The following is a 21503-nucleotide window of genomic DNA, read 5'->3' as shown; positions in this document are numbered from 1 at the left end:
TTCGCGCAGCTTGGTGTTCATGGTTGGATCGCTTTCTGGATGGCGTCGGCCAGGCGCTCGATGTCGGCCAGCGTGTGGATTTCGGTCACGCAGTACAAGGCGCTGGCGCCGAGCGCCGGGAAGTCCTTGCTCAGGTCCTTGCCGCCGAAGATGCCGAGCGCGAGCAGCCGCTTGTTGATCTGCGCCACGGGCACCCCGGTGCCGTCGAAGTTGACGACGAACTCCTTGAAGAATCCCTCGGGAAAGACGACGCGCACCCCGGGGATCCGGCCCAGCAGCCGGGCGGCATGGTGCGCTCGCTGAAGAATGAGCTCGCCGACTTCCTCGAAGCCCTGGGGACCCATCATGGCCATGTACACCGAATTGGCGATCGCCCACATGTACACGGAATGCCCGGTCCAGTCGTTGCCCTTGTCGCGCAGCCCGTACGACGATTGCTCGAACAGGCTCAGGCCGAATCCGTATTCGCCCTCCTTGGTCGTCTCGGAGATGCTGATGAACAGCGTCGGGTACTGGTGCGCATAGCGCTCCTCGTCCCGCGAAGCGATGAAGCCGGCGGCGCCGCCGCCGCCGTTCATGTGCACGCCCAGTGGCTGCGTCGTTCCCACGACGATGTCGGCGCCATAGTGGACGGGGGCGGACAGCACGCCCAGCGAGATGGCGTCCACGCCGACGATCACCTCGGCCCCCACGGCGTGGGCCAGTTCGGCGATCTCCGCGCCGTGCTGCTCGATCACGCCGAAGTACGACGGCGTCTCGTAATACACGGCGGCGGTCTTCGACGTGAGCGTCGCGCGCAGATGGTCGAGATCCATCAAGCCGGTCGCGGGGTCGTAGTCGACCATGCGTATCGCGATATGGCTGGCCATGTCGACCGGCTCGCACAGGCTCTGGATGACCGCGAGTCGCTCGGGGTCGATGGCGCGAACGACGACGACCTCGTTGCGGCTCGTGATTCTGGACGCCATGCGAATGGCGTGGCCGGCGGCGACGCCCCAGCTTCGCACCGGTAGCCCGACCAGGTCCATGTCGAGCAGCTCACCGAGCTGGCTGCAGAACTCGAACCACGCCTGGTTGCGACCATGGTCGGAACTGGGCTCGCCGAAGACCGAGGTCAGCCATTCGTTGCGGCGCACGACCTCGTCGCAGGCAGCAGGCACGTGATGCTGCCAGCAACCGGCGCCGAGAAAGTTGAGGTTCTGCTCGGCGGTCCTGTTCCTGGCGAGCGTCGTCACCATGTGCCGTCGCAGCTCGCTTTCGGTGAGCGCCGGCGGCAGGTCGATCGGACGCTGCAGGCGATGCTCGCTCGGAATCTGCTCGAACAATTCTTCGATGGTCTCCACGCCGATGGCGTCGAGCATCTCCCGCTTGATCGCGGGGACCGAGTTCGCCATGTAGGGATGGGCGGTACCGTTATTCATCTGGTGTTCCTTCACTTGAATCTGGCATGGATAGAGTCACGATCTGACTTTGAAATACACCGTGCGATCGGGCGCCGTGCGAAGCGGCAGATAGCCGCTCAACATGGCGTCCACTTCTTCGTCACCCGTATCGACGTGCAGCGCACCCGATTCCAGGGCGACGAGTTTTTCGAGGGTCGCGACGATCTGGATGTGGTCGCGGCCGACCTGGCGAATCACGTCCGCGCTGATCTGCTGGTTCCCTCGTCCGAACAGACTGCCGTGCCCGCCGAGCACGCTGACGACGATGTAGCTTTCGCGCCCCTGCATCAGTTCGAGCAGCGCGTGCTCATCGAGGTCGGCACCGACGAGTGCGCCGTCGAGCACGGCGTCCACGCCCAGCAGCGTCTTGGGCAAGCCGAGCGCCGACATCACGCGGCGCGTCGTGGTGCCTGGTCCCAGGATGTAGAGGCAGCCGGGGCGCATCTGGCGGGCCAGCTGCCGCGACACGGCCTCGAGCGCCACGTTCTCGGACAACCCCGATCCGGCCTTGGCGTTCTGCGCGAGCTGACGGTGATGCGGACTTTGCGCATAGCCATAAAGTCGGGCCGACATCCTGTCTTCCCGCATCGCCATCTCGTCGATGTCCATCACCTCGGCCTCGCGCAGCCGCACCGATGGATCGCCCTCGATGAAGCGTGCCGCGAGGTCGCCCGCGTTCAGGGCGCTCGTGCCGAAGACGGCGGAGTACATCTTCACGCCCGTTGGAATTCCGAGCATCGGCACGCGATCCCCGGCAACGCTCAGCACGTCGCGCGCGGTGCCGTCGCCCCCTGCGAACAGCAGCAGGTCGACGCATTCGCGCAGCATCGCGACCACGGCCTCCCGCGTGTCCGCGGGGGTGCTGCCCGCATGCGGCTTGTCGTGGACCACGACCGGATGCAAGCCGGCCTGCCGCGCGACATCCTCGCCGAGGTCTCCCTGCGCCGTGACCAGCGAGAACTCGGCATTCGAAGCCGCCAGCTTCTTCAGCGCCTGCAAGGCTCTTTCGCTCGAGACCGGCCGCGCACCCCGTCGCCTCGCCTCGTCCAGCACGTCGGCACCATCGGTCCCCTTGAGGCCGACGCGCCCGCCCATGCCTGCGATCGGATTGACGATGAGGCCGATCTTCTTTCCGCTCGCGACTCGGCGAGGGGACGCGTCGCCGGTGGCGGCAACCTGCACGTTCCGGTCAGTCATCGGGGTGGTCCTGTTCGACATCGGGCATCGCGCCCGGACTACAGGCGCGGCTCCTTCTGCGGTTCACCCCCGCCCCAGTAGAGCCAGGTCCAGCCATCGGTCTTGCGCCTGAAGATTCCTGTCGCCACGTACGGAACCACCGCCGGCGCACCGGCTTCCGTCTTGTGGCCGTCGATGCGGATCTGTGCCCAGGCGATGTCGCCCTGCATCCAGCACAGGACGACCTTCGGCTCCCACCGAATACCCAGCGTGGTCACCCATCTCACGCCGGCCTGTGCCTTCTCGGGTCCGATGAAGTACTCGTCGAGGCCGGAGCCGGCGATCACGATGTCCGGGTCCGCGAAGTACGCGGCGACGCCCGAGTCGGGCGTGGAGAGCGCGTGCAGCGTCTGCGCGATGAAGCCGTGGAGGGACTTCCGCGTCGCCGCGTCGGCAATCATGGATGGCGACTGGTAACCGATGAGACTTTCGATCATGAATACTCCTGTGCAAGGACTGGGTGGGTGGACGAGCAAGAAAACCGGGCGTGCGCGGACCCTCCCCACGTGTAGTGGAGAGTCCGCGGCATGGGTGTGCCGCTACATGGCGGGGGAACTAGAAGGCTTCGGCCTGGCGCGCGCTCATTCGAGCGCCTCCACCGAACTGGCCTTGCGGCGGAGCTGGAACTTCTGGATCTTTCCGGTCGCCGTCCTGGGCAGCGCCTCGAATCGAACTTCGCGCGGGATCTTGTATTTGGCGAGCATCGTTCGGCAGTGGGCCATCAGCTGTTCCGCCGTGACCTCGGTGCCCGGCCGCAACTCGACGAATGCCAGGGGCGTCTCGCCCCATCTGGCATCGGGCTTGGCGACGACAGCGCATGACAGCACGGCCGGATGGCGATACAGGGCATCCTCGACCTCGATGGAACTGATGTTCTCGCCGCCGGAGATGATCACGTCCTTGCTGCGATCGCGAATCCTGGCGTAGCCATCGGACTCCAGGACCGCGAGGTCGCCCGTGTGGAACCAGCCGCCCTCAAAGGCGCTCTCCGTGGCGGCCTCGTTCTTCAGGTAGCCCTTCATCACGATGTTGCCGCGAAACATGATCTCGCCGATGGTTTCGCCATCGGCAGGCACCTCCTGCAGGGTGACCGGGTCGCGCACCGTCATGTCTTCCTGCAGCGGATAGCGCACGCCTTGCCGTCCGTTCAACCGCACCTGCTCGGCCGGACTGGCTTGGTCCCACGACGGTTGTCTGGCAGAAACGGCCGCGGGCCCGTACACCTCCGTCAGTCCGTAGACATGGATCATCTCGATGCCGAGACGGGCCATGCCCTCGATCATGGCGGCGGGCGGTGCGGAGCCCGCCACCATCGCGCGGATCTTGTGCGCGATCCCGTGCCTGTCTTCGGCGGGTGCTGCGATCAGGAGGTCGTGCACGATCGGTGCCGCGCTGTAGTGATCGGCCCCGTGGTCCCGCATGGCGGCGAAGATCGCCTTGGCTTCCACCTTCCGCAGGCACACATGCACGCCGCCGAGAAGCGCCACCGTCCAGGGAAAGCACCAGCCGTTGCAATGGAACATCGGCAGGGTCCAGAGATAGCGTGCGAAGTTAGGCATCGTCCAGACCGCGACGTTGCAGACCGCGTTCAGGTACGCCCCGCGATGGTGGGTCACCACGCCCTTCGGATCGCCGGTGGTCCCCGAGGTGTAGCTGACGGCGATGGCATCCCACTCGTCGAGCGGCCCTTGCAGCTTGGGCACCGGCAGGTGGGAAGCCAGGAGCGCCTCGTACTCGTGCTGGCCGACGCGTTCGTGAGGACCGATGCGTTCGGAATCGCACACGTCGATCACCATCGGCGTGCGGCCATGGACCTGCTTCAGCGCGCGCAATGCTTGCCGCATGACCGGTGCGTACTCGCTGTCGGTGATCAGCACCCGGGTCTCGCAGTGGTTCATCTGCCAGGCCAGCAGGTCCGCATCGAGCCGGGTGTTCAGCGTGTTCAGCACCGCGTTGATACCCGGCACCGCGTAATGCGCTTCGATCATCTCGGGCGTGTTGGCGAGCATGACGCTGACCGTGTCGCCTCGTCGAACCCCGAGTTCGCGCAACGCGGCAGCCAGCCGGGCCGACCTGTCCCTGCATTGCGACCAGGTGAAGCGGCGATCGCCGTGAATCACGGCGGGCATGTCGGCGAAGACCTGCGCGCTTCGCTCGATGAAGCTCGTCGGCGATAGCGGCTCGAAGTTCGCCGCGTTCCGACCCAAGCCCTGCTCATAGATGTTCATCGCGATTCCCTCGGCTGCGATCAAGTCCAGGATGTCCAGGCGGCGGCGCGACGCTTTCCAGAGCACCCGCCAGCAACTAACATACGCCTCGTATGTGAGTATGCTATTTCACATACGCGCCGTATGTCAATTCACATACGCCGCGTAGGTCAATTTGAGGATTTCATGGCACAGAAGCGTTCGGACATGATCTTGGAGACCCGTGCCAAGCTCATCAAAGCGGCAAGAGAATCGTTTGCCACCCAGGGATTCGCGCAGAGCTCGATGGACGTGCTGACCGCCCAGGCCGGGCTCACGCGCGGCGCCCTCTACCATCACTTCGGGGACAAGAAGGGCCTGCTCGAGGCGGTGATCGCGCAGATCGACGCGGAGATGACGGCCCGGCTCACCGCCATCGTCGATGAAGCGAAGACGACCTGGGACGGCTTCATCGACGAAAGCATTGCCTACATCAAGATGGCGCTCGAGCCGGAGATCCAGCGCATCGTGTTTCTCGACGGACCGTCGGTGCTGGGCGATCCATCGCGCTGGCCCAGCCAAAACTCCTGCATCATGAGCACGCAGCGCAGCATCGAGAAGCTCATCGCCGAGAAGACGGTGCGGCCCGTCGATGCGCCCGCCACGGCACGCCTGATCATGGGCGCATTGCTGGGAGCGTCGTTGTGGATCGCGAGTGCGGAGGACCCGCATTTGGCCTCCCAAAAGGCGATCGACGGGTTCCTGGCTCTTGCATCGGGGCTGCGTCTCGCCGCGGGTTAGCCGAGGCGGCGTCTGTCAATCCATCACATCGCGCAAGCCGCCCGGCGGTCCAGCGCAGCGGCGAGCGGCCGAGCAGGGTCAGCATCAGGTTCTGCGTCACGGTGTCGCGGTCGAACAGCGTGATGATCTGGAAGGTGCGCGCCAGGCAGAGCTGCGCGGGCCCGGCGCACCGGCCAAGCCTGCAGTCTTCCCGTCGGAAGACTTCAATGCAGGGGCAACTCCCCGGCACTCGACGTCAGAAAGTCCAGAAACGCCCGCAGCGCCGCACTCTTGTGGTTGCGGTGCGCATAGGTCGCATAGAGCCAGATCGTCGGCGGCATCGCGTCCTTCAGCACGGGCACCAAGGCACCCGACCCCAGGTGCGCGCGCGCCAGCACCTCGGGCACGCAGGTGACGCCGAGCCCCTTCACCGCCAGGGCGATCAGCGGTGCGGCATCGTCCGCGTCCAGGCGGCTGCGCACGGGCACGTAGTGGGTCTTGCCATCGATCAGGAAGGGCAGCCGGGGTGAGGCGTCCCACAGGGAGTAGGTCAGCACGTCATGCCTGGCCAGGTCCTCGGGCTTCGACGGCATGCCCCTGCGCGCCCAGTACTGCGGCGATGCGCAGAGCACCAGCGGCACCGGCCGCAGCTTGCGCACCACGACGTCCCGGGCCTCGATGGGCCCGATGCGCAAGGCGACATCGATGCCGCCCATCACGAGGTCGTCGTCGCGATTGCTCAGGTGGATGCTCACGTGCACATCGGGGTGGTCGGTGATGAAGTCCTCGATTTGCCAGCCCAGCAGGCTCAGCGACAGGCCGTGCGGCGCCGCGACGCGCAGACGCCCGCGCGGATGCGCCGCGAAGTCCGACAACTCGGTGCTCAGCTCCTGCAGCAGGCCGAACAGCGGCACCAGCCGCCGCGCGAGCGTCTGGCCGGCGTCGGTCGGCGTGACCGAGCGCGTCGAACGGTTCAGCAGCCGCACGCCCACGCCCTTCTCGAGCTGGGCCACGATCTTGGTGACGCTGGCCTTGGAAATGCCCAAGGCGATGGCCGCGCGCGTGAAGCTCTTGCGGGCGACGACTTCGCCGAAGACCTTGAGCTGCTGCAAGTCTTCCATGGCCTACGGCGCTGTCTTGGCGAGCAGGTCCTGTCCCTGGCCTTCCCAGCCGCCGCCGAGCGCCATGAAGACGGCGAACTGGTCGTCGGCGAGCTGGGCCCCCGATGCCGCCAGGGCGGCCTCGCTGGCCGCCAGCGTGCGCAGGGCGTCGAGCGCGTCGAGCTGGGCGGTCTTGCCGTTGACGTAGAGCGCGCGTGCCTGAGCCGCCACGACGGCGCTCTGGTCGCGCGCGGCCGCGAGCGCGGCATGCCGATCCAGTTCGCGGGCGTAGGACTCGAGGGCGCTCTCGACCTCGCGCAGCGCCGTGAGCACGGTGGCATCGAAGCGGGCGGCGGCCTGCCGCGTGGCGGCCTCGGCCTGCGCGATACGCGCGCGGGCCACGCCGTTGGTGGGCAGCGTCCAGCTGATCAGCGGGCCCAGGCTGTAGCTGAACGACTCGCGGTTGCCGAACCGGTCCATGAAGCCGGCCGAGCTGGCCGACAGGCCCAGCACGACCTTGGGGTAGAGCTCGGCCGTCGCCACGCCGATGCGGGCGGTGGCGGCCGCGAGGCTGCGCTCGGCCTGACGCACGTCGGGCCGGCGACGCAACAGGGTTGCACCATCGCCCACGGGCAGCGGCCCGGCCACGCGCGGCGGGCTGTCGCACGCGGCCACCTGGGCCGGGAAGTCGCGCGGGGCTTCGCCCGTGAGCGTGGCCAGCCGGTACAGCGCGTTCTGGCGCTGCGCCTGCAGCGGCGGCAGCGAGGCGCGCAGCAACTCGAGCTGGCCGCGTGCACGCGCGGTGTCGATGGGCCCCACCCTGCCGGCCTGCTGCAGCCGCTGCGCGAGCTGCACGGCCTCTTCCTGCAGCCGCACCGACTCATGGGCGCTGCGCAAACGCAAGCCGGTGGCGCAGGCCTCGGCATAGGCCCTGGCGGTGCCGCCGGCGACGTTGACGCGCACCAGGTCGACGGCGGCCTGCGCCGCGCCGCTGCCGGCCTCGGCCGCCTCGATGGCGCGGCGCAATTGGCCGAACAGGTCGAGCTGGTAGGACAGGTTCGCGCTCGCGCCATAGGTGAAGCGGCTCGGCGGTTCGTAGTCCTTCTGCACGAGCGTGAGCCCCGAGACATGGCCGAAGCCGGGGCCACCGCTCAGGGCCAGCGTCGGGCGCTCCGGCCCGCGCACCTCGGCCTCGAGCGCCTGGTCGCGCTCGAAGCTGGCGATGGCCTGCCGCAGGTCGGTGTTGTGCGCGAAGGCCCGGGCGATCAGCGCGTCCAGCTGCGGGTCCTGGTACAGATGCCACCAATTCGGCGGCAGGGCCGCGTCCGCCGCGTTGCCGTCGGCCGACAGGAACGGTCCTGCGGAGGCCACCTGCGCGGGCGAGAGCGCGGCTGGCGCCACATAGTCGGGGCCGACGGGCGAGTGGGCGCAGCCGGCCAGCAACACACCCGCCGCGGTGGTGACCACGGCCAGAAGTCGATGAAGGCGGCTCATCCCGGAAGCTCCGAGCGACGCGCCGCGGCTGCCGTCTCCGGCGCCGCCGACGCCCCGAGCACCTGCACCGTGACCGTCTGGCCCGTGACCAGTCGCGTGCCCGCCGGTATCGCGTCCAGCTTCACGCGCACGGGCACGCGCTGCGCGAGCCGCACCCAGTTGAAGGTCGGGTTCACGCTGGGAAGCAGGTTGGCGCCGGTGCTGCGATCGCGATCGGCGATGCCGGCTGCGATGCTCTCCACGGTGCCTTCGAGCGCGCCGGCGTCCATGGGCGTCACGCGCACACGGTCGCCCAGGTGGATGCGAGGCAGCTTGTTCTCCTCGAAATAGCCTTCGACGTAGACCGACCCCGCATCCACCAGCGCCATCACCGGATGGCCGGCGCTCGCATAGGCGCCTTGCCGCAGGTCGAGGTTGGTCACGAGGCCGTCGGCGGGGGCATGCACCTGCGTGCGGCGCAGGTTCAGCCGCGCGGTGTCCAGCGCGACCTGCGCCTGCCGCAGCGCCACTTCGGCCGAGCGCAGCGTGCCGTTCGCCTGGTCCAGCCGCGCGCGCGACTGCTCGCGCAGCTCCTGCGAGACCAGTTCGCCCAGGCCCGCGTTGCGGTTGTTCTCGCGCTGTGCCTGCGCGATGAGGATGCGCTGGTTGTCGAGCGCGACGGCCTGCGCGGCGACGGCCGCCTCGGCCTGCTGCACCGCCAGTTCGAAACGGGCCTTGTCCAACGAGAACAGCGGCGCGCCGGCGGCGACGAACTGGTTGTCGCGCACCGCGACATCGGTCACCAGACCGGACACGTCGGGCGCGACCTGCACGACCTCGGCCCGCACGCGTCCGTTGCGGGTCCAGGGGGCCAGCTCGTAGTGGTCCCACAGTTGCCAGGCAGCCCAGCAGGCAGCCGCGACGGCCGCCAGGGTGACGAGCAGCCGGATGCCGCGGCGGGCCCAGGCGGGAAAAGGAATGGCGTCAGGTTTCATGGAGAAGGAAGGGAATGCGAAGCTCGGAGATCAGGTGGTGAAGGCGCCGGTGAAACGGGCCAGGGCAAAGAGCAGCAGCACGTACACCGCCAGGTCGAACAGGGCCGGGTGCCATACCCACCGGTAGACGCCGGTCAGCGACAGCAGGCGGCGCAGCGCCCAGGAACACGCCAGCGCGCCGCCGTTCAGCAGCATCAGCCCCGGCAGGTACACGCCGTGGAAACTCGTTTCGATCATGGTTGGAGCGCGCCGTGGGCCGCCGGAAAGAGGTTGCGTCGAAGGCCCACGAGCGCGGCGATAGCGGCACCGGCAAGCTGCGCGGCATCGCCATGCAGCGCGCCGAGCAGCAGGCGGTCGATCTGCGGCAGCAGCGGTTCATCGCGCCGTGGCGCCCCCGCGGCCTGGGCGCGAAAGACCCGGGCCGAGTCCGCGAGAAGACGGCCGACGGCTTCGGCAGGAAGGCTGCGGCGCCACTGTTGCAGGGTCGCGATGTCGGCCCCCATGCGCAGGTCGCGCAGCGCCAGCCGTGCGTCGGCCCTCGCCTCCTCGCCCGCGCCCGGTGCCGTGCGCGGTGCCAGCAGCGCGATGCGGTCCAGCATCCGGCCCGCATAGGCGTCGCGCGCGGATGCGTCCTGTGGGTGGGCCGCCAACTCGGCCAGATCAAGCGAGGTCGCGCGCCGTATGCGCCGGGCGCTCCAGTCGCTGCCCACGCTGCGCACCAGCGCGGTGACGCGCGCCGCGGCCACCGCGCCCAGGATCAGCGCGAGGTTCGAATTGAGAAGGCTCGGCAAGTCCGCGTTGGCGGTGTCCTGCAAGGCAAGCGTGCCGGCCACGCCGAAGAACATGCCCAGTGCCGCGAGCGAACTGGCGGGCCGCGCGATGTAGCAGCCGACCACCAGAAAGAACGGTGCGATGCACAGCGCCAGCATGCCGAAGTCGCGCGCCAGCGGCATCACCACCAGCACGCAGAACACCGACACCGGCAACGACCACAGCAAAGCGACGACGAACTTGTGCATGGCCGGCACGGGATCGTCCATCGTCGCGAAGAAGCTGCAGAAGATGGCCGCCGACATGGCCGCGGCCGACCCCGAGGGCCATGCCGTGGCGATCCAGACCGCGCAGCATGCGCAGGTGGCCAGCACGGCCGTCGCGGCCGAGCGCAGTGCCAGGCCCCGGTCGCGATGCAGCACCTTCTGACCGAGCGCCGCGGCACGCTGTCGTGGCATCGCGCTGCCCGCGAGGCCGGCGTCGATGTCGGTGCGCAGTCCAATGCAGGCCTGCCACTCGCGCACCAGTTCCTCGAGGCGCACGGCGAGGTCGATGCGCAGTGCGCGGATCCAGGGCGATGACGCCGGTCCATCGGCCAGGGCGCGGAAGGCGGCGCGTGCTTCGTCGATGGCCGCAGCCGGCAGGCCCGCTCCTTGTGGTGCCATCCAGCCCATGTGCCGCCCGAGCGCCGAGACGATGTCCGCCGGCACCTCGCCCTCGGCGACCTTCAGCGCCTCGAGCCGGTCCTCGATCGCCGACAGCGTAGGCGTGAGCGCCGAGAGGCGGTCCTGCATGGTGCGGATGGCTCCCGCGGTCCAGCGCAGGTTGCCGGTGTCGAAGGGCACATGGGTCGACAGCAGGCGCAGCTGCGTGATGTCCAGCGCCAGCCGCTCGCGGTCCGCGGCCATGCGCGCGCCATCCGCGCGGGCGAGCCCGTCGCCGAGCAGGTCGCTCATCCAGCGGCGCGCATCGCCGAGTGCGCGGTCCATCAACCCGAGCAGCGGCGGCGCCAGGCTGGCCGGCAGCACGAGGCTGTGGACCAGGCTGGCGCACAGGATGCCCAGCCCGATTTCCTGCACGCGCGCCACGGCGGTGTCGAACATGGCCGCGGGCGCTTCCACGAGCGGGAAACCGATGAGCGCGGCCGAGTAGCCCGCCAGCAGGAAGACATAGGAGCGCGCGCTGCGGTCCAGCAGCGAGAGGTAGAGGCACAGCCCGGTCCACAGCGCGAGCGCCAGCGTCAGCAGTTCGGGCGCGGCCGACAGCGCCGGAATCAGCACCACGGTGGCCGCGCAGCCGAGCAGCGTGCCCACGAAGCGATAGAGCGCCTTCGAGCGCACGTTGCCCGCGAGCGGATGCGCCACGATGTAGGCGGTCATGAAGGCCCAGAAGGGCCGCGGCAGGCCGGCGCGGCTGGCCAGGTACAGCGCGAGCATGGCGCCCGCGAAGCTCTTGAGGGAGAAGAGCATCTCGGGGCGAGAGAAGCGAATACTTTGCATGCATCGATGCTAGGCAGCGGTGCCTCTGCCGGAAATTGCATTCCTGGCCGAACGATTTCTCTTTTCGGCCACGGCCCGGCGTGCGCCCCTTCCGTCCGGAGCCTTCGCTCGACGCGGCGAGAATGGCCGGCTCGCAGAAACGCCCATGGAGACCATGCAACGCCCCGAGGTCGTCCCCGAAGGCCTGGACCACCAACTCACCGTGCCCGTCATGGCGCTGCGCGTGGACGTCGAGGCGCGTGCGCGCGAGATCCCTATCCACCAGCACCAGATGGGGCAGCTCGTCATCGCTCTGCGCGGCGCCGTGTCGTGCGAAGTGCCGGGCGCGCTGTGGATGGTGCCGCCGCAGGCGGGCGTGTGGATTCCGGGCGGCACGCCGCACAGCAACCACGGCACGGCGAACGCGCTGATCTTCTATCTATTCGTGGCGCCGGGCACGGGCACCTTGCCGACGAAGTGCTGCACCCTGGCGATCAGCACCATGCTGAGCGAAATGATCCAGCACCTGGCCGGCCTGCCGCCGACCTACGAGCCCGGCAGCGCGACCGACCGGCTCGCGCATGTGCTGCTCGATCAGCTGGCCGCGATGCCGAACGAGGACTTCTCGTTGCCGATGCCGCAGGACGCGCGGCTTCGCAAGATATCGCGCGCCATCACGCTCGACCCTTCGGACCGCCGGACCCTGCAGGACTGGGCCGCCGAGACCGGCACCAGCGAGCGCACCCTGACCCGGCTGTGCACGGCGCAGACCGGCCTGAGCTTCGGGCGCTGGCGACGCCAGCTGCACATGATCGTGGCGCTTCGCGAACTCTCGGGCGGCGCGACCGTGCAGCAGGTGGCCTATGGCCTGGGGTACGAGTCGCCGTCCGCCTTCATCACGATGTTCAAGAAGGCCTTCGGCAAGCCGCCGGCCACCTACATCGCCGAACGCTTCAAAGTGGGCGCTTGACCGCGCGCGGACGACGGCGCGTCGAGGGCGGCTCGCCATCGACGGCGGTCGAGGCCTCGGGCCGCGCCGCGACATCGCGCAGCTCGTGCGCTTCGACCAGCCGCGTCAGCAGGCCCATGAAGACCTGCTGATCCTCCGCGGACAGCGGCTCCATCAGCAGCTCCTGCGCGTGGCGCACGCTGTCCTGCAGTTCCTGGATGAGCTTGAGTCCGTCCTTGGTGATCACCGATAGCAGGGTGCATCGCCGAGCCGTAACGGGCTCGGCACGGGGTGGTTGCCGGCAGCGTCAACCGCAAGGCGCTCACGGCGAAGCAGCAGCGCCACGCGGTAAACACTACCGCCCTCGCGGTTTATGGGCATATACCCATAATTGCGTATGATCTCCGCCCATCACCACCACGGCATGTGCTGCAGCACCGCGCTGCGTAAGGCCACGCGCCGCGTCACCCAGCTCTATGACGAAGCGTTGGCACCCGTGGGGCTGCGTTCCACCCAGTACTCGATCCTGATGGAACTGAGCCGGCGTGCCAGCGAGGCGCCCACCCTTCAGGTACTGGCCGATGCCCTGGTGATGGACCGCTCCGCCCTGGGCCACACCTTGCGCCCGCTGGAACGCGATGGCCTGCTGGCGCTGCAGCATGGCGAGTCGGATCGGCGCCAGCGCCAGGTCGTGCTGACCCGCAAGGGCCAGGCACTCGTCGCTCGCGCGCAACCGCTGTGGCAGCGCGCGCAGGACCGCTTCTGCGAGGTGTTCGGCGAAGCGGAGGCGGCGCTCTTGCGCATCACCTTGCTGGACATCGCCGCGGACGAACGGCTGAGTTCGCGGGCCTCCTGATTTTCGGGTTTGCATCCACCGCTTTTCCCATTGACCCAAATATGGGCATATGCCCCTAAATCATGAACGCCAGCCCTCCATCCATGCCCGCGCCACAACAGGCCGCAGCCTCGCCTGCCATCACGCAGGATCCACGTCGCCAGCAGGCCGTTCTGCTGGTGGCCTCCATGGTGTCGTCGCTGGTGATGCTCGACACCAACGTGGTGGCGGTCGCCCTGCCCACCATCGCGCACACGCTCAATGCCGAGTTCGCGGACATGCAGTGGGTGATCACCGCGTACATGCTGCCCTTCGCGGCCCTGCTCATGGCGGCGGGTTCGCTGTGCGACCGGTATGGCCGGCGACGCATCATGGTGCTGGGGCAGGTGCTCTTCGTCGGCGCTTCGCTGTTCTGCGGCACGGCCCCGGCCGCCTGGGTGCTGAATGTGTCGCGGGCGTTCCAGGGGATCGGCGCAGCCCTGCTGTTGACGGCGGCGCTGGCGGTGATCAACCACAGCTTCCAGGGACCGGCGCGCGCACGGGCCTACGCGTTCTGGGGCGCCTGCCTGGGCATCGCCATCACCTGCGGGCCCATCCTCGGTGGTGTGATCTCCAGCACCATCGGCTGGCACTGGGTGTTTCTCATCAACCTGCCGATCGGCGCGGTGCTGATCGCCGCCACGCTGCGGGTGGTGGAAGAGTCGCGCGACAAGGAAGCCGTGCGGCTGGACTATGGCGGCGTCGCCACCTTCAGCGGTGCGCTGTTCCTGCTGACCTGGGCCGCCATCGACGGCAACGCGCTGGGCTGGACTTCGCCCGCGGTGCTGGGACGCCTGATCGGCGGCGTGCTGCTGCTCGAGGCCTTCGTGGTGATCGAGGGCCTGCAGGCGCGGCCCATGGTCGACTTCAGGCTGTTGCGCTCGCCGGCCTTCGTCGGCAGCGCTTTCGCCATGGTGGGCTACGCGGCGGGGGCGCAGGTCATGCTGTTCTACCTGCCGCTGTACTTGCAGAACGCCTTTGGCCTGTCGCCGGCCAGCGCGGGCATCTCGATGCTGCCGTTCGCGCTGCCCATGTTCCTGGTGCCGCGCGTCGCGGCCCACTACACGGCCGGATGGACGCCGCGCGCGTTGCTGTGCCTGGGCCTGGGACTGAGCGGCGTGGCGAATGCGGCCATGGCGCTGCTGGCCGCCGGCGGCTCGAATTACCTAGCCTTCGCCTGCGCCATGGCACTTGCGGGCACGGGCGCCGGCCTGCTCAACGGCGAAACGGCCAAGGCCATGCAAGGTGCGATCCCGCCGCGGCGCGCGGGCATGGCCTCGGGCCTGGCTGGCACCACCCGCTTCAGCGGTCTGCTGGCGGGCGTGGCCGGATTGGGTGCAGTGCTGGTCGCGATGGCCACTGCGGATTTCCAGCGCGCGGCTGCGCAGTGGCCATTGGCACCTGCGCTGGCGCGGGACGTGGCCAAGCGCTTCAGCGCGGGCGATACGGCGGGGGCGCTGCACGCATTGCAGGCGCTTCCCACAGATGCAGCCGCCGCTGCTGCAACTGCGTTGCGACATGCATTTGGTACCGGATTCGCCGCCGCCGCGTGGTCCGCCGCCGGCGTGGCCGTGGTCGCGCTGGTGCTGACACGTCTGCTGATGCCCGGCCGCGATGCCCAGGCGGCGAACGGCCTGCAAGAGGCGCACATGGTGGCGCCGAGTGAGTGATCGTCCATCAACGAAGGAGAAATTCCATGCGCTATCGTCTTCTCGGCCGCAAGTCCGGCCTTCGCGTCTCTGAATTCGCACTCGGTGTCGCCCTGTTCGGCACGGGCTGGGGCTACGGCTCCGAGCATGCCGATGCGCGCCGGGTGTTCGACCGCTATCTCGAGGCCGGCGGCAACTTTTTCGACACCGCCGACGGCTACCAGTTCGGCCAGTCCGAATCCATGCTGGGCGAGCTCATCGCACCGGTCCGCGACGACATCGTGGTGGCGACGAAGTACAGCGGCGGCGCATCCAAGAATCCGACGCTGGCCAAGACCGGTAACAGCCGCAAGAACCTCGTCTACTCCGTCGAGCAGAGCCTGCAACGGCTCAAGACGGACCGCATCGACCTGCTGTGGGTCCATCACTCCGACAACGTCACACCCACCGAGGAAATTCTGCGAGGGCTCGATGACCTCGTGCGCGCGGGAAAGATCCTCTACGCCGGCTTCTCGAACTTCCCGGCCTGGCGCATCGCGCGTGCTGACCTGCTGGCGGAACTGCGTGGCTGGTCGCCGCTGGTCGGGGTGCAGTTCGAATACAGCCTGATCGAACGCAGCGCCGACCGGGAACTCATGCCCATGGCCGAAGCCCTGGGCTTGGCCGCTGCCGTGTGGTCCCCGCTCGGGGGTGGCCTGCTCACGGGCAAGTACCGCAATGGAGAGCAAGGTCGGCTGCAGGGCATGGGCCGGGTCATCCGCACCGAGAAGACCGATCGCGACGCGGCCGTCGTGGACGCCGTGATCGATGCGGGTGTGCAGCTCGGGAGATCGCCGGCCGAGGTGGCGCTGGCATGGCTCAGCGCCAAGGCGCGGAAGTCCGCCACATCGATCATCACGATCATCGGACCGCGTACGGTGGAGCAGCTCGACAACAACCTTCTGGCGCTCGACCTGGCGCTGCCGCAGGACTTGGTGGACCGGCTCGATCAGGTCAGCCAGATCACTCCTGGGGTCCCATTCGAAGTCAATGCGGAGACGCTTCCGCGGATGCTGGGCGGCCGTCCTCACCTGGTGGATTTGCCTGCCTTCAAGGTCGTTTGACCAATTTCTTGCTTTGCGCCGCCAATTGAACCGGCAATAAAAAAGCGCCCTGTCGTGGACGGGGCGCTTTTTGTTTCTGCTTTTGCGTGCGCAAAGAAAAAAGCCCCAACCGATTGGTTGGGGCTTTTTTGGCTGTAAGAGCCTGACGATGACCTACTTTCACACGGGAACCCGCACTATCATCGGCGCTGAGTCGTTTCACTGTCCTGTTCGGGATGGGAAGGAGTGGGACCAACTCGCTATGGTCATCAGGCATAAAGGGTTGCCTGGCTGATCACGTGATCAACCAAACGAATTCATAGAGTTTTGAATCAGCACGCGCTCAGGCGTTATTTGAATGTATTTTGAATGCGTCAACTTGGCATAACACCTTGATCTTCTGATCAAAGTTATAGGGTCAAGCCGCACGAGCAATTAGTATCAGTTAGCTTAACGCATTACTGCGCTTCCACACCTGACCTATCAACGTCCTGGTCTTGAACGACTCTTCAGGGGGCTCGAGGCCCCGGCAGATCTCATCTTGAAACGAGTTTCCCGCTTAGATGCTTTCAGCGGTTATCTCTTCCACACTTAGCTACTCGGCAATGCCACTGGCGTGACAACCGATACACCAGAGGTGTGTCCACTCCGGTCCTCTCGTACTAGGAGCAGGCTTCCTCAAATCTGCAGCGCCCACGGAAGATAGGGACCAAACTGTCTCACGACGTTTTAAACCCAGCTCACGTACCTCTTTAAATGGCGAACAGCCATACCCTTGGGACCGGCTACAGCCCCAGGATGAGATGAGCCGACATCGAGGTGCCAAACACCGCCGTCGATATGAACTCTTGGGCGGTATCAGCCTGTTATCCCCAGAGTACCTTTTATCCGTTGAGCGATGGCCCTTCCATACAGAACCACCGGATCACTATGTCCTGCTTTCGCATCTGCTCGACTTGTCAGTCTCGCAGTTAAGCACGCTTATGCCATTGCACTATCGTCACGATGTCCGACCGTAACTAGCGTACCTTCGAACTCCTCCGTTACGCTTTGGGAGGAGACCGCCCCAGTCAAACTGCCTACCATGCACTGTCCCCGATCCAGATAATGGACCTAGGTTAGAACCTCAAACACACCAGGGTGGTATTTCAACGTTGGCTCCACAAGATCTAGCGACCCTGCTTCAAAGCCTCCCACCTATCCTACACAGATCTGTTCAAAGTCCAATACAAAGCTACAGTAAAGGTTCATGGGGTCTTTCCGTCTTTCCGCGGGGAGATTGCATCATCACAAACATTTCAACTTCGCTGAGTCTCAGGAGGAGACAGTGTGGCCATCGTTACGCCATTCGTGCAGGTCGGAACTTACCCGACAAGGAATTTCGCTACCTTAGGACCGTTATAGTTACGGCCGCCGTTTACTGGGACTTCAATCAAGAGCTTGCACCCCATCATTTAATCTTCCAGCACCGGGCAGGCGTCACACCCTATACGTCCACTTTCGTGTTTGCAGAGTGCTGTGTTTTTAATAAACAGTCGCAGCCACCGATTTTTTGCAACCCATTCATGCTCCGTTGTTCACTTCACACTAATAGGGCACACCTTCTTCCGAAGTTACGGTGTCAATTTGCCGAGTTCCTTCTCCTGAGTTCTCTCAAGCGCCTTAGAATACTCATCTCGCGCACCAGTGTCGGTTTGCGGTACGGTCGTATACAGCTGAAGCTTAGTGGCTTTTCCTGGAACCTCGTTCAGTCACTTCGCGAGCAAGCTCGCTCGATCGTTGGCCTCGGTATATGTGCACCGGATTTGCCTAATGCACGCCTACATCCAACTAAACCGGGATATCCAACACCCGGATGACCTATTAAGATCCGTCCCCACATCGCACTGTATATCGGTACAGGAATATTGACCTGTTTCCCATCAGCTACGCATCTCTGCCTCGCCTTAGGGGCCGACTCACTCTACGCCGATGAACGTTGCGTAGAAAACCTTGCGCTTACGGCGAGGGGGCTTTTCACCCCCTTTAACGCTACTCATGTCAGCATTCGCACTTCTGATACCTCCAGCACGCTTTACAACGCACCTTCACAGGCTTACAGAACGCTCTCCTACCACTTGCAATAAATTGCAAATCCGCAGCTTCGGTAACTGGCTTAGCCCCGTTACATCTTCCGCGCAGGACGACTCGATCAGTGAGCTATTACGCTTTCTTTAAATGATGGCTGCTTCTAAGCCAACATCCTGACTGTTTTAGCCTTCCCACTTCGTTTCCCACTTAGCCAATTTTAGGGACCTTAGCTGGCGGTCTGGGTTGTTTCCCTCTTGAGTCCGGACGTTAGCACCCGGTGCTCTGTCTCCCAAGCTGTACTCTTCGGTATTCGGAGTTTGCCTTGGTTTGGTAAGTCGCCATGACCCCCTAGCCAAAACAGTGCTCTACCCCCGAAGGTAATACTTGAGGCACTACCTAAATAGTTTTCGGAGAGAACCAGCTATTTCCAAGTTTGTTTAGCCTTTCACCCCTATCCACAGCTCATCCGCTAGTTTTGCAACACTAGTCGGTTCGGACCTCCAGTACCTGTTACGGCACCTTCATCCTGGCCATGGATAGATCACTTGGTTTCGGGTCTACACCCAGCGACTGATCGCCCTATTCGGACTCGATTTCTCTACGGCTTCCCTATTCGGTTAACCTTGCCACTGAATGTAAGTCGCTGACCCATTATACAAAAGGTACGCAGTCACCCTTGCGGGCTCCTACTTTTTGTAAGCACGCGGTTTCAGGATCTATTTCACTCCCCTCCCGGGGTTCTTTTCGCCTTTCCCTCACGGTACTAGTTCACTATCGGTCGATGATGAGTATTTAGCCTTGGAGGATGGTCCCCCCATATTCAGACAGGATTACACGTGTCCCGCCCTACTTTTCGCTAGCTCAGTACCACACAAGTCTTTTAACGTACGGGGCTGTCACCCACTATGGCCGGCCTTTCCAAGCCGTTCTGATAAGTCTTGTGCTATCACTAGCAGGCTCTTCCGATTTCGCTCGCCACTACTTTCGGAATCTCGGTTGATGTCTTTTCCTCGAGCTACTGAGATGTTTCAGTTCACCCGGTTCGCCTCGCATAGCTATGTATTCACTATGCGATACCTTTCGGTGGGTTTCCCCATTCGGAAATCTCCGGATCAAAGCTAATTTGCCAGCTCCCCGAAGCTTATCGCAGGCTATCACGTCCTTCGTCGCCTATCATCGCCAAGGCATCCACCACGTGCTCTTATTCACTTGACCCTATAACTTTGACGTTTCTTCACAGAAACCAAAGTCAATCAAGGAATTGCCAGGTCTTTCACCTGGCGCGTTATGCCGTCTTCATAAATCGATTTGACTCGAAATTGAAGTTCATATTGACGCAATCAAAAATTCAAGTTGCTGACGGCACGGTGAGCCATGAAGCTCTTTCCGTCAGCAACGCTGATTCAACTCTATGAATTTTTAAAGAACAGCCGATTGATCAAGAGATCCTGATCAACAACAAAGAAGCCTCATGCTTTCGCAGGAAGCCGCTTTGGTGTTGAAACGTTCCGAGGGAACCGATTATTGGTTGTGGTGGAGGATGACGGGATCGAACCGACGACCCCCTGCTTGCAAAGCAGGTGCTCTCCCAGCTGAGCTAATCCCCCAAACTCTCACACACGAGATATCAGAAGATTTGGTGGGTCTAGTTGGGCTCGAACCAACGACCCCCGCCTTATCAAGACGGTGCTCTAACCAGCTGAGCTACAGACCCATTCGCCAATCATCCTCGAAATCGAAGACAACCGACTTCTTCCAACAACCGATAAGTGTGGGCGTTTAAATTAAATTGCTTGTTTCCAGAAAGGAGGTGATCCAGCCGCACCTTCCGATACGGCTACCTTGTTACGACTTCACCCCAGTCACGAACCCTGCCGTGGTAATCGCCCTCCTTTCGGTTAAGCTAACTACTTCTGGCAGAACCCGCTCCCATGGTGTGACGGGCGGTGTGTACAAGACCCGGGAACGTATTCACCGTGACATTCTGATCCACGATTACTAGCGATTCCGACTTCACGCAGTCGAGTTGCAGACTGCGATCCGGACTACGACTGGTTTTATGGGATTAGCTCCCCCTCGCGGGTTGGCAACCCTTTGTACCAGCCATTGTATGACGTGTGTAGCCCCACCTATAAGGGCCATGAGGACTTGACGTCATCCCCACCTTCCTCCGGTTTGTCACCGGCAGTCTCATTAGAGTGCCCAACCAAATGTAGCAACTAATGACAAGGGTTGCGCTCGTTGCGGGACTTAACCCAACATCTCACGACACGAGCTGACGACAGCCATGCAGCACCTGTGTTACGGTTCTCTTTCGAGCACTAAGCCATCTCTGGCGAATTCCGTACATGTCAAAGGTGGGTAAGGTTTTTCGCGTTGCATCGAATTAAACCACATCATCCACCGCTTGTGCGGGTCCCCGTCAATTCCTTTGAGTTTCAACCTTGCGGCCGTACTCCCCAGGCGGTCAACTTCACGCGTTAGCTTCGTTACTGAGAAAGTGAATTCCCAACAACCAGTTGACATCGTTTAGGGCGTGGACTACCAGGGTATCTAATCCTGTTTGCTCCCCACGCTTTCGTGCATGAGCGTCAGTACAGGTCCAGGGGATTGCCTTCGCCATCGGTGTTCCTCCGCATATCTACGCATTTCACTGCTACACGCGGAATTCCATCCCCCTCTACCGTACTCTAGCTATGCAGTCACAGATGCAGTTCCCAGGTTGAGCCCGGGGATTTCACAACTGTCTTACATAACCGCCTGCGCACGCTTTACGCCCAGTAATTCCGATTAACGCTTGCACCCTACGTATTACCGCGGCTGCTGGCACGTAGTTAGCCGGTGCTTATTCTTACGGTACCGTCATTAGCCCTCTTTATTAGAAAAGGCCGTTTCGTTCCGTACAAAAGCAGTTTACAACCCGAAGGCCTTCATCCTGCACGCGGCATGGCTGGATCAGGCTTGCGCCCATTGTCCAAAATTCCCCACTGCTGCCTCCCGTAGGAGTCTGGGCCGTGTCTCAGTCCCAGTGTGGCTGGTCGTCCTCTCAGACCAGCTACAGATCGAAGGCTTGGTGAGCCTTTACCTCACCAACTACCTAATCTGCCATCGGCCGCTCCATTCGCGCAAGGTCTTGCGATCCCCTGCTTTCATCCGTAGATCGTATGCGGTATTAGCACAGCTTTCGCTGCGTTATCCCCCACGATTGGGCACGTTCCGATGTATTACTCACCCGTTCGCCACTCGCCGCCAGGATTGCTCCCGCGCTGCCGTTCGACTTGCATGTGTAAGGCATGCCGCCAGCGTTCAATCTGAGCCAGGATCAAACTCTATAGTTCGATCTTGATTTGCGCCTGATCTCGCGATCAAGCAAAACTCACAAAAACGGAATTGAAGTGAACTTCACTTCTATTCTCAT

15 protein-coding genes, 2 tRNA genes and 3 rRNA genes are annotated in these 21503 nt (G+C 64.1%); 5 read left to right on the top strand and 15 right to left on the bottom strand.

Annotation, left to right across the window (positions count from 1 at the left end; genetic code table 11):
* Positions 1-17: 17 nt before the first annotated feature.
* The 4 genes from gcvPA to R0232_RS45055 all read right to left on the bottom strand — a co-directional run bounded on the left by gcvPA (position 18) and on the right by R0232_RS45055 (position 4906).
* Positions 18-1421 carry an aminomethyl-transferring glycine dehydrogenase subunit GcvPA gene (gcvPA, locus tag R0232_RS45070; RefSeq protein WP_431513676.1) on the bottom strand — a complete coding sequence of 468 codons (1404 nt, stop codon included), beginning with the start codon at positions 1419-1421 and terminating at the stop codon, positions 18-20.
* 36 nt (positions 1422-1457) lie between these two features.
* Positions 1458-2639: an ATP-NAD kinase family protein gene (locus R0232_RS45065; protein ID WP_431513675.1), complete on the bottom strand. Its 1182-nt coding sequence runs from the start codon at positions 2637-2639 to the stop codon at positions 1458-1460.
* A 38-nt stretch (positions 2640-2677) separates the two neighbouring features.
* Complete coding sequence (locus R0232_RS45060; RefSeq protein ID WP_208513220.1) at positions 2678-3115, bottom strand: nuclear transport factor 2 family protein; 438 nt, start codon at positions 3113-3115, stop codon at positions 2678-2680.
* A gap of 144 nt (positions 3116-3259) precedes the next feature.
* Positions 3260-4906: an acyl-CoA synthetase gene (locus R0232_RS45055; protein ID WP_431513674.1), complete on the bottom strand. Its 1647-nt coding sequence runs from the start codon at positions 4904-4906 to the stop codon at positions 3260-3262.
* Positions 4907-5092: 186 nt separating this feature from the next.
* Between R0232_RS45055 and R0232_RS45050 the strand changes: the two genes are divergently transcribed.
* Positions 5093-5665 (top strand): TetR/AcrR family transcriptional regulator, encoded by a 573-nt coding sequence (locus R0232_RS45050; protein ID WP_431513673.1) that lies wholly within the window; start codon positions 5093-5095, stop codon positions 5663-5665.
* Positions 5666-5868: 203 nt separating this feature from the next.
* Here R0232_RS45050 and R0232_RS45045 read toward each other — a convergent pair whose 3' ends face one another.
* From R0232_RS45045 to R0232_RS45025, 5 genes are read right to left on the bottom strand one after another with little or no spacing between them, the layout of a single operon-like run.
* On the bottom strand, positions 5869-6765 hold the full coding sequence (locus tag R0232_RS45045; RefSeq protein WP_431513672.1) for a LysR substrate-binding domain-containing protein: 897 nt from the start codon (positions 6763-6765) through the stop codon (positions 5869-5871).
* A 3-nt stretch (positions 6766-6768) separates the two neighbouring features.
* Positions 6769-8238: an efflux transporter outer membrane subunit gene (locus R0232_RS45040; protein WP_431513671.1), complete on the bottom strand. Its 1470-nt coding sequence runs from the start codon at positions 8236-8238 to the stop codon at positions 6769-6771.
* Positions 8235-9212, bottom strand: a complete 978-nt coding sequence (locus R0232_RS45035; RefSeq protein WP_431513670.1) for an efflux RND transporter periplasmic adaptor subunit — start codon at positions 9210-9212, stop codon at positions 8235-8237. The genes R0232_RS45040 and R0232_RS45035 overlap by 4 nt, the downstream gene beginning before the upstream one ends.
* Positions 9213-9242: 30 nt before the next feature.
* Positions 9243-9449 carry a DUF1656 domain-containing protein gene (locus R0232_RS45030; RefSeq protein ID WP_431513669.1) on the bottom strand — a complete coding sequence of 69 codons (207 nt, stop codon included), beginning with the start codon at positions 9447-9449 and terminating at the stop codon, positions 9243-9245.
* On the bottom strand, positions 9446-11452 hold the full coding sequence (locus tag R0232_RS45025; protein WP_431513668.1) for an FUSC family protein: 2007 nt from the start codon (positions 11450-11452) through the stop codon (positions 9446-9448). Before R0232_RS45025 ends, R0232_RS45030 begins: the two co-directional genes overlap by 4 nt.
* A gap of 175 nt (positions 11453-11627) precedes the next feature.
* Here R0232_RS45025 and R0232_RS45020 point away from each other — a divergent pair, with 175 nt between their 5' ends.
* Positions 11628-12431: a helix-turn-helix domain-containing protein gene (locus R0232_RS45020; protein ID WP_281078816.1), complete on the top strand. Its 804-nt coding sequence runs from the start codon at positions 11628-11630 to the stop codon at positions 12429-12431.
* On the opposite strand, the gene R0232_RS45015 is transcribed toward R0232_RS45020, so the two are convergent.
* Entirely contained in the window at positions 12415-12657 is a 243-nt protein-coding gene (locus R0232_RS45015) for a hypothetical protein (RefSeq protein WP_208513227.1), read from the bottom strand. The genes R0232_RS45020 and R0232_RS45015 overlap by 17 nt on opposite strands.
* Before the next feature lie 150 nt (positions 12658-12807).
* Here R0232_RS45015 and R0232_RS45010 point away from each other — a divergent pair, with 150 nt between their 5' ends.
* The 3 genes from R0232_RS45010 (at position 12808) to R0232_RS45000 (ending at position 16036) form a co-directional block, all read left to right on the top strand.
* Positions 12808-13266 (top strand): MarR family winged helix-turn-helix transcriptional regulator, encoded by a 459-nt coding sequence (locus R0232_RS45010; protein ID WP_208513228.1) that lies wholly within the window; start codon positions 12808-12810, stop codon positions 13264-13266.
* 83 nt (positions 13267-13349) lie between these two features.
* Positions 13350-14954 carry an MFS transporter gene (locus tag R0232_RS45005; protein WP_208513229.1) on the top strand — a complete coding sequence of 535 codons (1605 nt, stop codon included), beginning with the start codon at positions 13350-13352 and terminating at the stop codon, positions 14952-14954.
* Positions 14955-14980: 26 nt separating this feature from the next.
* Complete coding sequence (locus tag R0232_RS45000) at positions 14981-16036, top strand: aldo/keto reductase (protein ID WP_431513667.1); 1056 nt, start codon at positions 14981-14983, stop codon at positions 16034-16036.
* Positions 16037-16176: 140 nt separating this feature from the next.
* Here R0232_RS45000 and rrf read toward each other — a convergent pair.
* From rrf to R0232_RS44975, 5 genes are all read right to left on the bottom strand, one after another.
* A 5S ribosomal RNA gene (rrf, locus tag R0232_RS44995) occupies positions 16177-16289 on the bottom strand.
* Positions 16290-16429: 140 nt separating this feature from the next.
* Positions 16430-19300: ribosomal RNA gene (locus R0232_RS44990) — 23S ribosomal RNA — on the bottom strand.
* A 316-nt stretch (positions 19301-19616) separates the two neighbouring features.
* A tRNA-Ala gene (locus R0232_RS44985) sits at positions 19617-19692 on the bottom strand.
* A 30-nt stretch (positions 19693-19722) separates the two neighbouring features.
* Positions 19723-19799: transfer RNA gene (locus R0232_RS44980), tRNA-Ile, on the bottom strand.
* Between the two features lie 89 nt (positions 19800-19888).
* Positions 19889-21423: ribosomal RNA gene (locus R0232_RS44975) — 16S ribosomal RNA — on the bottom strand.
* Together the 16S, 23S and 5S rRNA genes with 2 tRNA genes alongside form the textbook arrangement of a ribosomal RNA operon.
* Positions 21424-21503: the final 80 nt, after the last annotated feature.

The sequence above is a fragment of the Variovorax sp. DAIF25 genome, assembly GCF_050711835.1.
In the GTDB taxonomy this organism is placed as follows: domain Bacteria; phylum Pseudomonadota; class Gammaproteobacteria; order Burkholderiales; family Burkholderiaceae_C; genus Variovorax.
This window is presented reverse-complemented; position numbering and strand designations above follow the sequence as displayed.

What these genes read in the sequence shown, in the direction of transcription:
- gcvPA (WP_431513676.1), bottom strand. Translation starts at nt 1,421, where the DNA reads ATGAATAACGGTACCGCCCATCCCTACATGGCGAACTCGGTCCCCGCG.
- R0232_RS45065 (WP_431513675.1), bottom strand. Translation starts at nt 2,639, where the DNA reads ATGACTGACCGGAACGTGCAGGTTGCCGCCACCGGCGACGCGTCCCCT.
- R0232_RS45060 (WP_208513220.1), bottom strand. Translation starts at nt 3,115, where the DNA reads ATGATCGAAAGTCTCATCGGTTACCAGTCGCCATCCATGATTGCCGAC.
- R0232_RS45055 (WP_431513674.1), bottom strand. Translation starts at nt 4,906, where the DNA reads ATGAACATCTATGAGCAGGGCTTGGGTCGGAACGCGGCGAACTTCGAG.
- R0232_RS45050 (WP_431513673.1), top strand. Translation starts at nt 5,093, where the DNA reads ATGATCTTGGAGACCCGTGCCAAGCTCATCAAAGCGGCAAGAGAATCG.
- R0232_RS45045 (WP_431513672.1), bottom strand. Translation starts at nt 6,765, where the DNA reads ATGGAAGACTTGCAGCAGCTCAAGGTCTTCGGCGAAGTCGTCGCCCGC.
- R0232_RS45040 (WP_431513671.1), bottom strand. Translation starts at nt 8,238, where the DNA reads ATGAGCCGCCTTCATCGACTTCTGGCCGTGGTCACCACCGCGGCGGGT.
- R0232_RS45035 (WP_431513670.1), bottom strand. Translation starts at nt 9,212, where the DNA reads ATGAAACCTGACGCCATTCCTTTTCCCGCCTGGGCCCGCCGCGGCATC.
- R0232_RS45030 (WP_431513669.1), bottom strand. Translation starts at nt 9,449, where the DNA reads ATGATCGAAACGAGTTTCCACGGCGTGTACCTGCCGGGGCTGATGCTG.
- R0232_RS45025 (WP_431513668.1), bottom strand. Translation starts at nt 11,452, where the DNA reads ATGCTCTTCTCCCTCAAGAGCTTCGCGGGCGCCATGCTCGCGCTGTAC.
- R0232_RS45020 (WP_281078816.1), top strand. Translation starts at nt 11,628, where the DNA reads ATGGAGACCATGCAACGCCCCGAGGTCGTCCCCGAAGGCCTGGACCAC.
- R0232_RS45010 (WP_208513228.1), top strand. Translation starts at nt 12,808, where the DNA reads ATGATCTCCGCCCATCACCACCACGGCATGTGCTGCAGCACCGCGCTG.
- R0232_RS45005 (WP_208513229.1), top strand. Translation starts at nt 13,350, where the DNA reads ATGCCCGCGCCACAACAGGCCGCAGCCTCGCCTGCCATCACGCAGGAT.
- R0232_RS45000 (WP_431513667.1), top strand. Translation starts at nt 14,981, where the DNA reads ATGCGCTATCGTCTTCTCGGCCGCAAGTCCGGCCTTCGCGTCTCTGAA.